The following is a 17,599-nucleotide window of genomic DNA, read 5'->3' as shown; positions in this document are numbered from 1 at the left end:
CGCGAACCCGGAATCCACAATCACTCACGAGATGTCCGCGCCATGGATTCCGGGCTCGCGCTTCGCGCGCCCCGGAATGACGGGCGAGAAAATCGCGCCGCGCCTATGACAGGGCGTCGATATCGGCGTCGCTGAGGTTGCCGGGCACCACGGTAATCGGGATCGGAAATGTCCCGGCGGTCTTGGCAAGCATGGTGATGATCGGACCAGGGCCTTCCGCGCCCGCGCTGGCGGCAAGAACCAGCATGGCGATGTCGACATCGCTGTCGATGACATCGAGGATTTGCTTGCCGGGATCGCCTTCGCGGATCACGCGCTCTGGCGTGATGGCGGCGATGCCGTTGGCGCGGCCCGAGGCGCGGTCGAGCGCCGCGTTCGCGATTTCCTCGGCTTCCGCGCGCATGATATCGGCGACGCCGAGCCATTGCTGGTTGCGGTCTTCCGTCTCGATGACGCGCAGCATGACCACGCCGCCGCCGACACGAACCGCCCAGCGGCTCGCGTAGTACACTGCGCGGTCGCCTTCCGCGGTGTCGTCAACGACGACCAGGCATTTCGGCTTGTGACCTTGCTCGTAACTTCGTCGCTGGCTGCTCATGCATGTCCCTCGCGCGTATTCCGCAAAAGTGGGCGCCGGCTTTGCGAACAGGATACGCGCAGTTTAATGACCGGCATCATGCTGCCATGCGCGAGGGCGCGCCGACAAGCCGAGTCAAAGCTTGACGGAACTTGATTCGTGCGTTCCGCGCTTGCGCGGAACGCGGCAGCCGGGGCTGCGTGCTTTACCGTTTGCGGATAAAGCCGACGATGTCCTTCACCGCATTCATGGTCTCGGAGGCGATGACGCGCGCGCGATCGGCGCCGTCGATCAGAACCGCATCCACATAGGCAGTGTCCTGTGTCAGCTTCTTCATCTCCGCGCCGATCGGCCCGAGCTTTGCGACCGCGAGATCGACCAGCGTCGTCTTGAAGCCCGAGAATTGTCCGCCGCCGAATTCACGCAGCACGTCCGGCCGCGATTGCCCCGACAGCGCCGCATAGATGCCAACCAGATTGTCGGCCTCGGGGCGATTCTTCAGACCCTCCTCCTCGCTCGGCAAAGGCTCGGGATCGGTTTTCGCCTTGCGGATTTTCTGCGCGATGCCGTCGGCGTCATCGGTGAGATTGATCCGCGAATAATCCGACGCATCCGATTTGGACATTTTCTTGGTGCCGTCGCGCAGCGACATCACACGTGTCGCAGGGCCGGTGATCAGCGGCTCCGGCATCGGGAAGAACTTCTCGCCAAAACTGTGCGCGCTGATCGACTCGGAAAAGTCGTTGTTGAATTTCTGCGCGATGTCGCGCGCCAGTTCCAGATGCTGCTTCTGATCCTCGCCCACCGGCACATGGGTCGCGCGATAGACCAGAATGTCGGCCGCCATCAGGTTCGGATAGGCGTAGAGCCCGACCGACGCATTCTCACGATCCTTGCCGGCTTTCTCCTTGAACTGGGTCATGCGGTTCAGCCAGCCCAGCCGCGCCACGCAGTTGAACACCCAGGCGAGCTCGGCGTGCTCGGAGACTTGGCTCTGATTGAACACGATGTGCTTTTTCGGGTCGATACCGGCGGCGATGAAGGCCGCCGTGACCTCGCGGATATTGCGGGTCAGCTCGGCAGGGTCTTGCCAGACGGTAATGGCATGCAGGTCCACCACGCAGTAGATGCAGTTATGGGTATCCTGAAGTTTGACGAAGTTGACGATGGCGCCGAGATAGTTGCCGAGGTGCAGATTGCCCGTCGGCTGGACGCCCGAAAAAACCAGTTCTTTTGCAGCCATTTTGATCGTTCCCGCGCCGCCGTCCGGCAGATGTATTTGATGGGCGTCTTTAGCCGCGCTGGCGCTACTCGCGCAAGCCGCCATCGCGCAAACTGCTGATCGCCTCGCCCCAGCTCACGACGCCAAACAGATCCAGCAGCAGGCCGTAAAACGAAACGCCCGCCGCGACCAGCCCGCCAAGAATGGTGATCTGGGCCGCGAAGCCAGCCGTTGCCGTCACCGGGGCTACAAAGGATTCGGCGAGAAACAGCATCGTACCCATCGCGGCGGCGCAGATCGCGATCCGCGGCAGCCGCCGCTGCGAAATGGCGTCGATGGAAAATCCGAATGTCGTCGCGCCGCGCCAGCCCAGCACGCCGGCGCAGAACCATGCACCGAGCGAGATGCTGGCCGCGACGCCGCTGGCGCCATAGGCGTGACCGAAGACCAGTCCGCAGGCCACGGCGACGGCCATGCCGGACAGCGTCGCCGCCAGCGGCGTTTTGGTGTCCTCGCGCGCGAAGAAAGCCGGGGCCAGCACCTTGACCAGAACATGCGCGGGCAGGCCGAGGGCGAGAATCGACAGCGCCTGCGCGGTGGCGGCGGTATCCGCCGGAGTGAATGCGCCGTGCTCGAACAGCACGCGGATGATCGGCCGGCTCAGGACGATCAGGCCGATGGTTGCCGGCGTCACCAGCGCGGTCGCAAGTTCGAGGCCGCGGGATTCGGCCTGCATCAGGGCGGCGCGGTCGCCGCTGCGGATCGCGCGCGTCATTTCCGGCACCAGCACTGTGCCCATCGCCACGCCGACCATGCCGAGCGGCAGTTCGATCAGGCGATTGGCGAAATAGAGCCACGACACAGCGGCCGGCGAGTTCGACGCAATGATCGCCCCGCCGACGATCAGGAATTGCGGCCCGGCATTGGCGACCATGCCGGGAATGCCCTTGCGCAGAAACCCGCGGATTTGCGGGTCGAACGAAATCCGTATCGGGGTGGCGATGCCGTCGCGCCATGGCCTGCGCTGAACAAGGATCAGCATTTGCAGGCATCCGGCGACGCCGACCGCGCCCGCGATCACGGTGGCCGAGAACAGCGGATCGTGCCGCCAGACCAGCAGCACGACCAGCACCACGATCATTGTTATATTGAACAGCACCGGTGAGAACGCGGTCAGCATGAAACGGTGCTCGGCGTTCAGCACGCCCATCATCACGATGGACGGCCCGACGAACGCGAAATACGGCATCATCAGCCGGGCGTCGTTGATGGCGAGCTGCAATGTCTCGCGGCCGACAAAGCCCGGCGCAAGCACTGCGATCACGATCGGCATCAGGGCCGTCAGGGCCAGCGCGATACAGATCAGGATGAGGCTGACGCTGCCAAGCACGCGTCCCGCGAAGGCGGCGGCTGCGACGGTGCCCTCGGTTTCCCGCACGCGCAGATAATGCGGGATCAGCGCTGCGTTCAGCGCGCCTTCGGCGAAGGAGCGGCGTGTCACGTTGATGAACTGAAATGCCACCAGGAACGCGTCAGCGACCGATCCGGCGCCGAGCAGTGCCGCGATCAGGGCGTCGCGCATGAACCCCAGCGTTCGCGACGCCAGCGTTCCGGTCGAGATGGTCAGGATATGACGGATCATCGAACTATTCTGCGGATCATGTGCTTGCTGGCGGGCGCGTTGTCGTGATAGGTCGCCGGTTGCCCCAAGGACCCTGGAACCGGCCTTCCAGTCCTTCCCTGAAATACCAGCTTTTGCTGATCATGCGCCTCCCCAACAGGAATATCATTAATGACCGCAGCGACATACGACGTTCTCGGGATCGGCAATGCCATCTTCGATATTCTGGTGCGAACCGACGATGCGTTTCTCGGTCAGCATGGCATGGCCAAGGGATCGATGGCGCTGATCGATGAGGCGCGCGCCGCGGCGATTTACCAGGCCATGGGCCCGGCCACCGAAATGTCCGGCGGGTCCGCGGCGAATACGATTTTCGGCGTGGCGGGCTTCGGCGCAAAGGCGGCCTATGTCGGCAAGGTCAAGGATGACCAGATTGGCGGCATGTACACCCACGATATCCGCGCGGCGAATGTTGCGTTCACCACCGCGGCCGCGACCGGCGGCCCCGCCACCGGATGCTCCTACATCCTGGTGACGCCGGATGGCGAGCGCACCATGAACACCTATCTCGGCGCGGCACAGGATCTCTCCCCTGCCGATATCGATCCCGCCCAGATTGCGGCGTCCTCGATTGTCTATCTGGAAGGCTATTTGTGGGATCCGGCCAATGCGAAGGAGGCGTTTCTGAAAGCCTCGAAGATCGCGCACGACAACAGGCGCAGTGTGGCACTCACACTGTCGGACGCGTTCTGCGTCGGCCGCTACCGCGATGAATTTCTCGATCTCATACGGACCAAGACGGTCGATCTGGTGTTCGCCAACGAGGCCGAACTGGCGTCGCTTTATCAGACCGAGGATTTCGACAAGGCGCTGGCGCAGTTGCGCGCCGATGCCCAACTCGCCGTCGTCACCCGCAGCGAGAAAGGCTGCGTGGTCGTGGCGAAGGACGTCGTGACGGCGGTGCCGGCTTGTCCGGTGAAGCAGGTGGTGGACACCACCGGCGCGGGCGACCTGTTCGCCGCGGGATTTCTGTTTGGCATCGTGCGCGGGCTTAACCATGATCAGTGCGGACGTCTTGGCGCGCTCGCCGCCGCCGAGGTGATTCAGCATATCGGCGCGCGTCCGCAAACGTCGTTAAAGGCGCTGGCGCAGGCCGCCGGACTGCCGGTCTAGTGGCGAACTGTTCACGATCGAGTGACTTCCGGTTAACCGCGTTTGTCCTTGAAGGGCTCGCGGCCCGCATCCATATGACGAAAGACGATTTTCGGCGGGAACGATTGCCTGTTGCGTTCGTTGGAACTTTTCCCGCTGTGCGGGCAGGGATGTTTGTTTAGAGAGATACGCGCAGGGCGCGGCGGAAGGTCACCATGATTTCAACCTGGAGCGAATGGAAACATTACCCGAAGGCCGTGCGCGGTGAAAAACTGGAAGCGCCGATCGGGCCGGGAATTTTTGAAGTCAGGCACACCTCGTCCGGCGCGCTGTTCGCCTTCGACGCCGCCGACAACCTTGCCCTCGCGCTGTCGTCGATCACATCCGGGCCGAAATCATTCGCCTCCTGGTTTGGCAAGCGCGATCCCGCGACATCGCTCGATCTCGAATACCGCACTTACGCGACATCGACACGTGAAGATGCGAAGGTTGCCGCGGAGCGCATGATTGGCCGCCGCGAAGCCTTCATGAGTCACGTCGCCTGACGCCTAGCGGCGCAGCACGCCGATCATGCGGCTGGCGAAGGTGAGCCGCTCGGCCAGCACCGACATGAAATAAGTCAGCAGCTTCTGCCCGAGGGCCGGATTGCTGGCGGTGATTGCGTCGAACGCATCCGCGCGCAGCACATAAAGCACGCTGTCAGCCTCTGCCCGGATCGTGGCGCTGCGCGGCTGGCGCGCGACAAGCCCCATTTCTCCCACCGTTGTATGGCGGCCGAGGCTTCGGACCCGCGTGCTGTGGCCCCCGCCCGCGTCCACGATGACGCCGATCCGGCCGTTGAGAATGAAGAGCACCGAATCGGCCGGCTCGCCCGCGCGCGCGATGGTCTCGAAGGCGCGGACCTCGACGCGTTCGCAGTGCCGCGTCAATTCAGCGGCATCATGGTCGTTGCCGAGAATGCCGGCGAACCAGCCTTGCAGATCGCCTTCCTCCTGCTCCAGTTCGCGGTACCGGGCGATGATTTCGTTCTCGCACCACTCCAGCGCGTGATCGAGGTCCGGCATGACCAGAATGTCGCCGGACAGAAATTCTCCCGACCGCAGCATCTTCTCTGTTGTGCGCGGCAGGTTGACGAGAACGAGCTTGACGTCGTTCCCGCTCGCCGAGCGCCTGATCTGGGCGAAGCTGTAGGCGGCCGATGAATCGATCCCGGTCACCAGCTTGAAATCGAAAACCAGATAGCGGCACTCGGGATGATGTCCAAGCAACGTCTTCACATGCTGATAGAGGCGATTGGCAGAACCGAAAAACAGATAGCTTTGCAGATTGAGCCCATGGATTTCCTTGCCGTGGGCTGCCAGCAGCGCCAGATCGCGCCGCGAACGATCGAGCGAACTGCGATATTCCGCGCCGTTGAAGCCGAATTTGATCGAACTGATGCGGGATGCGCTCAGCGCGAATGTCGCGCAGCCGATGATGGTTCCGATCAGGACGCCTGCGATAAACCCCCACTTCACGATGATAAAAATGATCGCGAGCAGCGACAGATATTCGATGGTGGACAGCCGCCGCCGCGATTCGACGATCCAGCGGTTGAGCTGATCCACGCCGAGATAGATCAGCAGGCCGCCGAGAATGAACTTCGGCACGTAGCTGAGCAGCGCCGGATCGGCCACCAGCATCAGCACCGCGATGACGGCGACCGTCAGCCCGGAAATGCGGCCGGTGGCTCCGCCGTTGCTGTTGAGCAGCGATCGGCTCAGCGAGATACAGCCCGCATAGCCGCCGAACAGGCCCGACAGGATGTTGGCAACTCCGGCGACATTCAGTTCACGTTCGAGATTCGCTTCCCGGCTGGTCGCGACCTCGAGGCCCGTGGTGTTGAACAGCGTGCTGATCGCGGTGACGAAAATCACCGCAATCAGGTTGCCGATCAGCCCTGGCACCGCCTGCCATGGATAGCTTTCAACGTCGCTCAGATGCCAGGGCAGCGAAAATGTCGCGCGCGGCAACGATTGAAATGTCCAGCCGAGAGCCTGCGCCTGCTCCAGCGAGATGCCCGCGAAGTTGAAAACGATATGGGTCGTCACCACGCCGGCGATCAGGAGCGCCGGCAGCGCCAGTGGATTGCGCGAACGATGCCACGTCAGATAGATCGTGAGCGCCAGCGCGCCGCCTGCGAGCAACTCGTACATCGTCATGGGGTTCGCGAACGATGCCAGGGTATCGAACCGCAGGGATTGATTCGTGATGACCCGAACGCCACCGAGCGCGATCAGGAGCGCCGTCGCGCCAAGAAATCCGCCGATCACGGGATAAGGCACATAGCGGATCGCCCGGCCGATCTGGGTCAGGCCCAGGCTGCACAACGTGAGGCCGGTGGTGATGGTCGCGGCGGACAGCGTCAGCAGCACGGGGCCGAGCAATGGCGCGGAGGGATCGGTTGCCGTGATGTGTTCGACCACCGATGCCGCCAGAATGCCGGTGACCGCCGCCGTGGAGGTCTCCGGGCCTCCGACCGCGATGGGAAAGGTGCTGCCCAGCGCGATGACCACGGCGATAACGGCGGTGGCGGTGAAGGTCGCCGCGATCCCATAGGGCAGATACGCCGCCAGCGGGCCGGAGAAAATCAGAACCGAATAGGACAGTCCGAACGACACCGTCAGGACCGCGGGTGCCGCACTGGCGAAGATATCATTCAGCCACGCACGAAACCTTACACGCGGGCTTGGAATTGGGCTTGCGGAGGGGAAGGCCACGCGGGACGTCCATGGATGGAGGCAGGCCAGTCCTAGACGACGACAACGCGGACGTAAAAGAGATTTTTATGACAGTCGCAGCCGTGGCTGGTCTTTGCGCAAAATGAGAGATCCGGGTCCGACGGCAGCAAAAAGGCTGCGCCGTTTCCAGCGCAGCCCATTGCGTCGAACCTTGTGACCGCGGATCAGCGGCCCTTGAACTTTGCCGGGCGCTTTTCCAGGAACGCGCCGACGCCTTCCTTGAAATCTTCGCTGCGTCCGGCGACGCGCTGGAATTGCTGTTCGAGGTCGAGCTGTTCCTCGAACGAATTGTTCTCGCTCTCCCAGTAAAGCCGGCGGATCAGCGACAGCGCCACGGTCGGGCCGTTGGCCAGATCATGGGCAAGCTTCCTGGTTTCTTCAGCGAGCGCGGCATCGTCCACGACACGGTTGACCAGGCCCCATTCCAGCGCCTTCTCGGCGGGAAGCCGTTCGCCCATCAAGGACAGCTCGACGGAGCGGGCCTTGCCGATGAGGCGCGGCAGGATCCAGGTCGAGCCGCAATCCGGCACCAGGCCGATACGGCGAAACGCCTGTAGGAAATATGACGACCGCGCGCAAACGATGATGTCGCCCATCAGCGCGAAGCTCATGCCGGCGCCGGCAGCCGGACCGTTCACCGACGAGACGATCGGACAATGCAGGTTGCGCAGACGGCGCAGGAACGGATGAAACGCGGTTTCGAGCGTGGAGCCGGCGTTGGGCCGCTTGCCGCTCTGATCGTTCCGGCCCTGAAGATTGGCGCCGGTGCAGAATGCCTTGCCCGCGCCGGTGAGAACGAGGCAGCGGACGTCCTCGCGCTTTTCGTCGATCGCATCCATCGCCTCGGCAAGGCCGGCGAGCATGTCCTGCGATACCGCGTTCATGACTTCAGGATGATCGAGCACAAGTGTGGCGACCGGGCCGTCGAATTCCAGTCTGCAATGTTTGAACTGCATGCGTTCCTCGCTTGATGGATTTTGATTGAACGTGACGTCCGCGAAACCTCGCCGCGTCCGTTTCGCAGCGACTATTTCGGAAACCGAATTGGCTGTAAACGGCGTGATCTGGCGCGGCAACAATGTCTGGCCTGCCATGCGCTGCGAACTTTGGTTTCGCATGGCGAAAGAGCCGCGAGATCGGCAACTGGCGGTTTGATTTTGCGTGACCGATTGGCCAATGTCGCGACCAAGAAGCAACGGGAGATGAAACGACATGAGTATTTTCGATTTGAGCGGCCGCGTGGCGGTGGTGACTGGCGGCAATGGCGGCATCGGTCTTGGCATTGCGCAGGCGCTGGCGGCCGAGGGGTGCGCGGTGTCGATCTGGGGCCGCAATGCCGAGAAGAATGCGCAAGCTCTTGCCACGATCACCGGCAAGGGCGGCAAGGCCGAGGCGCGCATCTGCGATGTCACCGATGCCACTTCGGTGAAAGCCGCGATGGCAGCGACACTGGACAAGTTCGGCCGTGTCGATGGCTGCTTCGCCAATGCCGGCATCGGCGGCGGCGGGCGGCATGCCTTTATCGACCGCACCGAGGAAGACTGGCGCAAGATGTTCGCCACCAATCTCGACGGCGTGTTTCATGTGTTTCAGGCGGCGGCGCGGCACATGACGGAACGCGCGGCAAAAGGCGACGCTTTCGGGCGGCTGGTGGCGACATCGAGCATGGCGTCGCTGTTCGGAACGGCGCGTAACGAGCACTACGCGGCGACCAAGGCTGCGATCAATGCGTTGATCCGTGCGCTCGCGGTCGAACAGGCGCGCTACGGCATCACCGCCAATGCGATCCTGCCGGGCTGGATCAAGAGCGACATGACACAAGGACTCATGGCGAACGACAAGTTCGTCGATAACGTGATGCCGCGGATTCCGATGCGGCGATTCGGCGAACCGTCGGATTTCGGCGGCATCGCGGTCTACCTGATGAGCAAGGCGTCGTCGTATCACACCGCGGATATGATCGTGATCGACGGCGGCTACACCGTCTTCTGATCTTTCACGGCCGGATCGGGGTGGCCGTATTTCTTGCGGAACGTCTCCGCGTCGCCGAAGTCGGCGAAGCCGATATAGAGCTGGTGTGCCGAGATCGCCTTGCGGGCGTGCTTGATCGGACACCAGTACTGCTCCGTGCGGCCGGCGATCTCGCTGGCATAGGCCATCAACCCGTTGCCGTATGAGCAGTAGGCGCAGTTGATCGCCTCCAGAATATTCAGATAGGCGAGGTGATAACGGTCGAAAATGAAATAGTCGCCGCGCTTCACCTTCTCGATGCCGTAGACCGGAAAGCAGATCCATTGATAGATCGTGATGGTGATGTCGAGGATCACGAACGGGACGATCATCGCGTAGATCACCGGCGCGGTGACCACCGTCAGCAGGCTGGCGTTGAAAATATACTTCGCGAGGCCGATGCGCAGCTCGCGATGGGCACGGAGGATTTCCTCCTCGAAAATCGCGCGGGAGCCTCGCAGCGTATAGCGCAGCTTGGCCCGCCGGATCGCGAATTCAGCCTCAAGCTCGCCGTTGAGCAGCCTGATCTGCGCGATCAGGCGATCGATGTTTTCATTCATTGAGGCACTCGTTTGGAAATGAGGAATCAGTCTGTCCGGCGAAGGCGCGCAGCCGCGCCCGTTACTCCGGCAACGGAATGAATTCGTGCTCGCCGGGAACATGGGAGAAGCGTCCAGCCTTCCAGTCGGCCTTGGCCTCCTCAATGCGCTCCTTGCTCGAGGAGACGAAATTCCACCAGATATGGCGCGGGCCCTCCAGCGCCGCGCCGCCGAGGAACATCATCCGCGTGGGGCGCGTGGCCTTGACGGTGATGCGGTCCCCCGGACGGAAGATCAAAAGCCGCGGGCCTTCGAATTTCTCGCCGGCGATTTCGATCTCGCCGTCGACGACATAGATCGCGCGTTCCTCGTGATCGGCGTCGAGCGGCACGCGCATGCCTTCATCGAGCGCGACTTCGACGTAGAACCATTCCGAGACCATATCGACCGGCGATTTTGCGCCGAACGACGAACCCGCGATAATGCGCGCCTTGAAGCCGGTATCCTGCACGGTCGGCAACACGTCAGCGCCGAAATGCTGGAACGACGGCGCGATTTCTTCCTTCCCGGCCGGCAGCGCGATCCAGCTTTGCAGGCCGAGCATGCTCTGACCGTTGGCGCGCTGCACGTCCGGTGTGCGCTCGGAATGCGCGATGCCGCGGCCGGCGGTCATCAGGTTCATGGCGCCGGGCTGGATCTCCTGGATGTTGCCCTCGCTGTCGCGGTGCATGATGCTGCCGTCGAACAGATAAGTGACGGTGGCGAGCCCGATATGCGGATGCGGGCGCACGTCCATGCCTTTGCCCGCGACGAACTGCACCGGGCCAAAGTGATCGAAGAAGATAAAGGGGCCGACCATCTGCCGTTTGCCGTGCGGCAGCGCGCGGCGTACCGCGAACCCATCTCCGAGATCGCGGGTGCGCGGCACGATGATGAGGTCGAGCGCATCGCAGGTCTGAGGGTCGCCGAGGATCGGATCGTTCGAGGGCATCCAGCTCATGGCGCGTCTCCCGGTTGCTATGTCATTGCCGGGCTCGCCCCGGCAATCCATCCTTCAAGAAAATTCACTTGGGATGGATACGCGGGTCAAACCCGCGTATGACCGCTGAGGTTGTTGCGTCTTCCACCGTTCACGCGCTTGCCGACGTCTCCACGAGGGCGCGTGCCGGCAACATCTTACGAACGGCCGATGACGATGCAACCTGACCTTTTTCAGCGAACGCCTCGTGGTTCGCCTCGATCTTGTCGAGCGCGTAGAGATAATTCACCATCAGCCCGTGCGATTGCTGCATGCCCTTCTCGGACCGGTCGCCGAGGAAGTTCAGTCGCTCCAGCCGCGCGCCGTTGCCGAGATGGAAGCGCGCCACGGGATCGAGCGGATGCCCACGCGACCCTTTCGCCTCCAGGAAGTAGTAAGCCGCCAGCGGCAGCAGTTCGGCCTGGACCTGTTCGGCGATGTCAGGATCGTCGGCCCAGCCCGGCGTATCCAGCGCATTGAGCGTAGCGCGCGACGCCGCGTCGAGCAGCGGCGAGGTGTCGGATGCGCGTTCGCGCTTCAGCCAGGCGGCGAATCCGGGCACCGGCGAGAGCGTCACGAAGGTCTGCACGTTCGGCAGTTCGCGCTTGATCTCCTCGACCACCTGTTTGATCAGGAAGTTGCCGAAGGAAATGCCGCCGAGCCCGCGTTGCGTGTTCGAGATCGAATAGAACACCGCCGTCGTGGCGTCGGTGGCGGCAATCGGCGCCCGCGTGAGGTCGAGCAGCGGCGCGATTGCCGCCGGGCTTTCGCGCGTCAGCGCCACCTCGACGAAGATCAGCGGCTCATCCACGAGTTGCGGATGGAAGAAGCCATAGCAACGGCGATCCGACGGCGCGAGGCGGCTGCGCAAATCGTCCCAGTTGGAGATGGCATGGACCTGCTCGTAGCGGATGATCTTTTCCAGAATGTTCGCGGGCGTGGTCCAGTCGATCCGTTGCAGCACGAGAAAACCCCTGTTGAACCACGACGCGAACAGATGCACGAAATCGCTGTCGACGTGCTTGAGCGCGGGATGATCCTTGAGATGCGTCAGCAGCGCTTCGCGCATCCGCACCAGCGACGCGGTGCCGCCCGGCGCCAGATTAAGACGCCGGATCAGTTCCTGACGGCGCGGCTCGGCCGCCCTCAGAAGCTTGCTGACGGCATCGGGCGAGGTGCCCTTGTCGCGCACCACGGCCAGCGCCGCGTTCAGTTCGTCCATGTCCGGGCCGAACAGATCGGCAAGTGCATTGAGAAAAGCGAGTTGGTCGGCTTCGCTCGCCGCCGAGTAACCCGCGAGCAGCGTGTTGGCGAGTGCGACGCCGGTGGCTTCGCCGCGCCGCGACAGCAGGGTTTCGCCGAGCCCGATCAATTCGGCCTGCGACATCGGCCGGGCGCCGTTGGAGAGGCCAAGCAGGGTGCGTCCCCGCGTCGTCAGCGTGGTGAGCAGATTGCTTAAGGAGGCCCGATCCAGTCCCAGCGTCGCCATTCGTCTGCCTGCTCCTGCGCGGTAGGCCATCATACGCAGATGATAGACAGTGAATGCGACCGATTCCAGACGGCTTGCCTGCAACTTTGGTTTGCGTCTGTACGGGATCGTGATCTTCTACCCCTCTCCCCTTGCGGGAGAGGGAAAAGGGTGCGTGCGATGCGACTCAGAGTCGCGCTAGGGAGGTGACACGGTCGATGCGGTCGAACTTGTCGAGCGACAGGATGGCGTCGGCGAAGCGGTCGGCGCGGTCGTTGAGTACCGGCCGGGCGAGTTGCAGGAACTTCTGCTGCATCGCCGCCGCGTCGGGAAACGACGACGGCTCGCCCGACGGATCGGGGATCAGGCGCTCCAGCGTGCCTTCGCCGCTTTCGATGCTCACGCGCGCGCCGAACGGATGGCTCTTGCCTTCAAGCCGGGCGTCCTGCACGACCTCGATCCTGTCGGCAAGCGCCTCAATGGCGGGATCGCCGAGCCGCTTGTAATCGTCCCAGCCGAACGAGCCCTGATCGAGCGCCAGCGCGCCGGTGAAGAACATCGAGAACTGCCCGCCGACCACGCTGCGCGCATGGCGCTTGGTCGCGGCATCGCCGGTGAGCGTGATGCCGTTGCGATGCAGGCCGATCTCGACGCTCCTGATGTTTTCCGGGGTGAGATTGTGCTCGCGGCGCATGGCGATCAGCGCATCGATGGCGGCGTGGGTGTAGCGGCAGCTTGGATACGGCTTCACGCCGATCTTCATGGTCTCATAGACGCGTCCGAGCCCGGCGGTGGCTTTCTCCGGATGTGCGTCGTCGCTGTAGCCGACCAGCAGGCCGTGCTTGCCTTCCACCGATTCCGTCGCGCCGATGAATCCCTCGCGCGCCAGCGATGCGGCGACGACCCCGTTCATCGCGGCAGCGCCGACCTGATAGCGCTTGTTCCATGCGCCGTTGACCAGAAATTGCAGCGAGCCGGCAGCCTGGCTCCCCGAAACACCAAACGCGGCGACGATCTGATCCGCATTGAGCTTGTAGAGTTTCGCCGCCGCCGCCGCCGCGCCATAGGTGCCCGCGGTGGCGGTCGGATGAAAGCCCTTTGCATAGTGGGAGGTCGGATCGAGCGCATTTCCGAGACGGCAGCAGACCTCATAGCCCGCGACGATGGCGGTCAGCACATCACGGCCGCTGGCCTTGACGATCTCACCGACGGCAAGGGCGGCAGGCACCACGGGTGCGCTCGGATGCAGCGACGAATCCGCGTGAGTATCGTCGAAGTCGAGCGAATGGCCGAGCGCGCCGTTGAGGAGGGCTGCGATGGCCGGCGTATAGGTTTTGGCGTCGCCGCAGACGGTCGCCTCGCCCTTGCCGTCGAGACCGAGGGTGGCGAGCATCGCCAGCAGCGAGGGCGTCGATTCAGCCTCGCTGCGCGCGCGCACGGCGCTGCCCAGAAAATCGAGTGTCAGCGCCTTGGCGCGCTCCAGCACCTCGGCTGGAATGTCTTCGTACTTGAGATTTGCGACGTAAGCGGCCAGCGTTGCGGTTTCATTCGCCATTGTTGTTCGTCTCCGAATTCAGCGGGCAAGCTAGGCGGGCCGCGCGCGGCATTCAAGCCGGGTTATCCGCATGGATCAGATCTGCCGCAGCATCGCTGGAACGATAATCCGGTGAAACGGCATGATGGTCGCGAGATAGACGCGGCCGGGCAGGTTATGGGTCAGCACCAGCGTTGTCGCGGTGACCTGACGGCCGGGAATGTCGCCGGTCACATCAACGATCACGCGGAAGTCGAGATGCTTGTCGTCGAATCCCGCGACCAGCCGCTGCGGCGTTGCGCTGATGACGGGAAATGGCCCGACCGAATCCGCGACGATGGTTTTTGTGTGCGTTGGCGTCTTGAGACCGAGCGGCGCGACCACAAGATTCCGCAGCTTCATCAGGCCGCTGATCCAGCGCGGCAGGCGGAGAAACATCCGCTCCGCCGCCTGCCGCGCGGTGAGGGTGTCATCATCCACCGCGACACGAAACGCATCGGCGAACTGCGCGCCGGGAAGCAGTCCTTTCATCCCGGCATCGGCCTCGAAGCCTTGAACATTAAAAGCCCGAACGGTCATGTTGTAACCTCAGCCGCCACGTCAGGGCGCGGAAACGCGCCACAAGCAGGATGGCATAGATGCCGGTGCCGATCGACAGGCCGATCCAGACACCGATGGCGCTCAAACTGGTCCAGAAGGCGAGCCCGCAGGCGGCGGTGAACCCGATTAGCCAGTAGCTGACGGCGGCAAGCAGCAGCGGGACGCGGGTGTCGCTGAGCCCGCGCAAGGCGCCCGCGGCCACGGTCTGGATGCCGTCGGCGATGAAGAAGGTTGCCCCGACCAGCATCAGCGTCGCGGCGAGTTCGATCGCGGTCAGGCCTTGCCGCGTATCGCCGAAGAACAATCCCGCAAGGTCAAATCGCACGACGATCACGGCCAGCGTCATCGTCGTCATGAATATGATGCCGAGCACAATCGCAGCCACGCCGGCGCGGCGGATCGCCGGGGCATCGCCGCGTCCCAGCGCCTGTCCGACACGCACGGTGGCGGCCATGCCGATGCCGAATGGCACCATGAACAGGATGGCCGCGATTTGCAGCGCGATCTGATGCGCGGCCAGCGCGGTCGTGCCGATCAGGCCCATCAGGAGACCGGCGGCGGAGAACAATCCGTATTCCAGCAGGAACGACACCGCGATCGGCGCGCCGATGATGACAAGCTGGCGCATCAGCTGCCAGTCGCTCCGCCAGAAATGTCCGAGTACATGAAACTTCTTGAACGGCCGCTGGCTGTATGTGGACCACAGCGCCGCCGCGCACATGCCGAAGTTCACCGTGGTGGTGGCAACACCCGCGCCGAGCAATTCCAGCTTCGGCATGCCCCAATGGCCGTGGATCAGCGCGTAGCCGAGGAGGGCGTTGGCCGGGATCGCGGCCAGCGTGATCCACAGGCCCGGTTCGGGCCGGTTGACCGCGCCCATGAAATTGCGGATCGCCATGAAGCACAGCGCAGGCGCCATGCCGGGCGCGAGGCCCAGCAGATAGTGTTGCGCGAGGCGGGCATTCTCCGGCGCCTGACCGAGCATAAGCAGGATCTTTTCGCCGAACAGCGGCAGCATCATCATCGGCACGCATATCATCAGTGCGGCCCAGAGACCGACGCGCAGCGCGCGGCGGACGTTGCGTGGCTGCCGCGCGCCCAGCGCCTGTGCCGCCAGCGGCGCCACAGCGGACACCAGCCCCATGCCGATCACGAAAGCGACGAAGAACACCGTATGCGCCAGCGACGCAGCGGCGACCGCGGTATCACCGAGCCGCCCGATCAGCGCGAGATCGGTGGTCATCATGGCGATCTGCCCCAGTTGCGTCAGCGCAATGGGCAGCGCCAGCTTCAGGGTCTCGATGAACTCGGTCGCGGCGAGAGAGCGAACGGAATCCGCCGAGCCGCTGCGGACCGCTTCCGCCTTGTCGAGGAATGTCATGGGACGCGTCTTAACACACCGCTCGGCCAAATCATGACCGGCGCGGATCGATCAGCCTGCGAGAGCCATTTCAAACCAATTTTTGCTTAGTCGGTTTTCGGCGCCCCTTTGTCGGTCCAGTCGGGAGGCAACGCCATTTGATCTCCCACCATTCCAACGAGGCCGGGAAAGCGCCCGAATGCTTCGCAGGCCGGATATTTGTGTGCTCCTCCGAGGAGGGGGCCGAGGCTTTCAATTGGCGGAAGGCTCGGGGTTCCGCCGAATGGCGTCGAGCCGGTCACAAGCATTTTGCTGAAGTCTTCACCGAACGCCGCGGCCAAGGTGTACGCATCGCCTTCTTCCGACATGCGCCCCGCTCCCCCTATAAGCGCATTGGCTCCGCGGCCCCAAACCATCGCAGCTTTTTGCTCTCCGCTGTCACTGCGCGCCTCCGCCTCGAGTGACAGGCTTCCAAGTCCGATCGGGACACGCGGGATTGGTACGGGGATTCCTGGCAGCAGGATCGATTTCGCGACAGATGCGCCTTTTGACACGCCGACTGCGGCCACATCCGTGGGCGCAGCGTGGGTAATGACGGTCTGAATTGTCAGGTCGGCGGGCTGTGAACCGCTCACCACCTCGAAGCGCTGGCTGAGACCGGCGCACAGCGAACGGTCCACGGCATTGGTTACCAGTTTGCGTTGTGTGGCAGTGAACGGCACGCGTGATGTGGCGGCTGAAAACTCGGTCGGGATTATTCTGACGGTCTTGGCTGCCAAAACATCCTCCTTGTTTAAATTCAGAAGCGACCGTGTCAGTACCCCATCGGACGGTTTGAGATGACTGTAAGATCGAAGGCTCCCCGCCTGCTCCAGCGGGGCGGTTGCGCACGCCGCCAGCAGTCCGGTCACTGCGAGCGAGAAACATGATTTCCCGGTCCGGTACTCGGAACGCTGGACATTCCGGCCGCGAGATTCAAACGACATGGATACCCCCTGCTGCAAAAACATTACACCGAGTGTAATTATGATTATGGCGCGCAAAGGGCATAATTTACACCCGGTGTAATTTTGCACTCTGCCCGGAATTGTGGCAGAATCCGCCGATGCTGATGGCCGATTCAAGAAAAGAAGAGGGTTTGCGCGAGCGGAAGCGCCGCGAGACGCTTCGGCGCATCTCCGAGGTCGGGCTCGGTTTGTTTTTAGCCAAAGGCTATGACGCGACGACGCTTGACGAGATTGCGGCCGAGGCTGGAATTTCCCGGCGTACTTTTTTTTATTACTTCGAAAGCAAGGAAGACATCATCCTCGAGTATATCTCTGGTGTCGCCGAAGCCCTGAAGATTGAAATTAGACAAAGCACCGCTTCTCGTTCGCCCCTGGACAGCGTGCGGGATGCAATGGCGAAGGTGTCCGGCCGCTTTGAGGCCTCCAAACTTCTTGATACCGCACGTTTTATGCGTGAGAGCGTGGCGCTACGCGTCAAACGACGAAAAAATCTCCAGTTTGAAGAAGCCATATTCGAGGCGCTGTGCGAGGTTTGGCCTGCGAAGAACCGGCGCAGGCGGCTGCGCCTTGTGGCCATTGCATCGATCGGGGCGATGCGCGTCGCTGTTGATTCATGGCTTGAGCAGAATGGAAAGCGATCGCTGCCCAATTACTTTCGGGATGCCTTCAATGATTTGAGGGCTGAGATCGGCAGCTAGGCTGATCAATCCG

At 62.9% G+C, this 17,599-nt stretch carries 16 protein-coding genes; 4 read left to right on the top strand and 12 right to left on the bottom strand.

Annotated features, from left to right (window positions below):
- Positions 1-103: 103 nt before the first annotated feature.
- The 3 genes from AC1Q6J_RS19550 to murJ form a co-directional block, all read right to left on the bottom strand.
- A complete protein-coding gene (locus tag AC1Q6J_RS19550) occupies positions 104-598 on the bottom strand; it encodes a universal stress protein (RefSeq protein WP_492280842.1) in 495 nt (164 codons plus the stop codon).
- Positions 599-782: 184 nt separating this feature from the next.
- Positions 783-1,820: a tryptophan--tRNA ligase gene (trpS, locus tag AC1Q6J_RS19545; RefSeq protein ID WP_492280841.1), complete on the bottom strand. Its 1,038-nt coding sequence runs from the start codon at positions 1,818-1,820 to the stop codon at positions 783-785.
- A 64-nt stretch (positions 1,821-1,884) separates the two neighbouring features.
- Complete coding sequence (murJ, locus tag AC1Q6J_RS19540; RefSeq protein WP_492280840.1) at positions 1,885-3,441, bottom strand: murein biosynthesis integral membrane protein MurJ; 1,557 nt, start codon at positions 3,439-3,441, stop codon at positions 1,885-1,887.
- Positions 3,442-3,591: 150 nt separating this feature from the next.
- On the opposite strand from murJ, the gene AC1Q6J_RS19535 reads away from it, so the two are divergent.
- Both AC1Q6J_RS19535 and AC1Q6J_RS19530 read left to right on the top strand, forming a co-directional pair.
- Positions 3,592-4,593, top strand: coding sequence for an adenosine kinase (locus AC1Q6J_RS19535; RefSeq protein ID WP_492280839.1), 1,002 nt, complete (start codon positions 3,592-3,594; stop codon positions 4,591-4,593).
- 194 nt (positions 4,594-4,787) lie between these two features.
- Positions 4,788-5,117: a hypothetical protein gene (locus AC1Q6J_RS19530; RefSeq protein WP_492280838.1), complete on the top strand. Its 330-nt coding sequence runs from the start codon at positions 4,788-4,790 to the stop codon at positions 5,115-5,117.
- A 3-nt stretch (positions 5,118-5,120) separates the two neighbouring features.
- Here the strand turns inward: AC1Q6J_RS19530 and AC1Q6J_RS19525 are convergent, their stop codons facing one another.
- Both AC1Q6J_RS19525 and AC1Q6J_RS19520 read right to left on the bottom strand, forming a co-directional pair.
- Positions 5,121-7,331, bottom strand: coding sequence for an SLC26A/SulP transporter family protein (locus tag AC1Q6J_RS19525; protein WP_492280837.1), 2,211 nt, complete (start codon positions 7,329-7,331; stop codon positions 5,121-5,123).
- A gap of 185 nt (positions 7,332-7,516) precedes the next feature.
- Complete coding sequence (locus AC1Q6J_RS19520; protein WP_492280836.1) at positions 7,517-8,308, bottom strand: enoyl-CoA hydratase/isomerase; 792 nt, start codon at positions 8,306-8,308, stop codon at positions 7,517-7,519.
- Positions 8,309-8,564: 256 nt separating this feature from the next.
- Here AC1Q6J_RS19520 and AC1Q6J_RS19515 point away from each other — a divergent pair, with 256 nt between their 5' ends.
- Entirely contained in the window at positions 8,565-9,344 is a 780-nt protein-coding gene (locus tag AC1Q6J_RS19515) for an SDR family NAD(P)-dependent oxidoreductase (protein ID WP_492280835.1), read from the top strand.
- On the opposite strand, the gene AC1Q6J_RS19510 is transcribed toward AC1Q6J_RS19515, so the two are convergent.
- From AC1Q6J_RS19510 to AC1Q6J_RS19480, 7 genes are all read right to left on the bottom strand, one after another.
- Positions 9,329-9,922, bottom strand: coding sequence for a hypothetical protein (locus AC1Q6J_RS19510; RefSeq protein ID WP_492280834.1), 594 nt, complete (start codon positions 9,920-9,922; stop codon positions 9,329-9,331). The genes AC1Q6J_RS19515 and AC1Q6J_RS19510 overlap by 16 nt on opposite strands.
- Before the next feature lie 61 nt (positions 9,923-9,983).
- Positions 9,984-10,901 carry a pirin family protein gene (locus tag AC1Q6J_RS19505; RefSeq protein ID WP_492280833.1) on the bottom strand — a complete coding sequence of 306 codons (918 nt, stop codon included), beginning with the start codon at positions 10,899-10,901 and terminating at the stop codon, positions 9,984-9,986.
- A 130-nt stretch (positions 10,902-11,031) separates the two neighbouring features.
- On the bottom strand, positions 11,032-12,408 hold the full coding sequence (locus tag AC1Q6J_RS19500) for a malonyl-CoA decarboxylase (RefSeq protein WP_492280832.1): 1,377 nt from the start codon (positions 12,406-12,408) through the stop codon (positions 11,032-11,034).
- A 166-nt stretch (positions 12,409-12,574) separates the two neighbouring features.
- Positions 12,575-13,942, bottom strand: coding sequence for an MmgE/PrpD family protein (locus AC1Q6J_RS19495; RefSeq protein WP_492280831.1), 1,368 nt, complete (start codon positions 13,940-13,942; stop codon positions 12,575-12,577).
- Between the two features lie 75 nt (positions 13,943-14,017).
- Positions 14,018-14,500, bottom strand: a complete 483-nt coding sequence (locus tag AC1Q6J_RS19490) for a DUF2867 domain-containing protein (protein ID WP_492280830.1) — start codon at positions 14,498-14,500, stop codon at positions 14,018-14,020.
- Positions 14,481-15,902, bottom strand: coding sequence for an MATE family efflux transporter (locus AC1Q6J_RS19485; RefSeq protein WP_492280829.1), 1,422 nt, complete (start codon positions 15,900-15,902; stop codon positions 14,481-14,483). The genes AC1Q6J_RS19490 and AC1Q6J_RS19485 overlap by 20 nt, the downstream gene beginning before the upstream one ends.
- 86 nt (positions 15,903-15,988) lie before the next feature.
- Complete coding sequence (locus AC1Q6J_RS19480; RefSeq protein ID WP_492280828.1) at positions 15,989-16,891, bottom strand: DUF3313 domain-containing protein; 903 nt, start codon at positions 16,889-16,891, stop codon at positions 15,989-15,991.
- 95 nt (positions 16,892-16,986) lie between these two features.
- Here AC1Q6J_RS19480 and AC1Q6J_RS19475 point away from each other — a divergent pair, with 95 nt between their 5' ends.
- Complete coding sequence (locus AC1Q6J_RS19475; protein WP_492280827.1) at positions 16,987-17,586, top strand: TetR/AcrR family transcriptional regulator; 600 nt, start codon at positions 16,987-16,989, stop codon at positions 17,584-17,586.
- Positions 17,587-17,599: the final 13 nt, after the last annotated feature.

It is taken from the genome of Afipia sp. MLSD5-FHT05B12 (assembly GCF_058793355.1).
The sequence above is the reverse complement of the archived record's forward strand: the minus strand, read 5'-3'. Positions and strand labels throughout refer to the sequence as shown.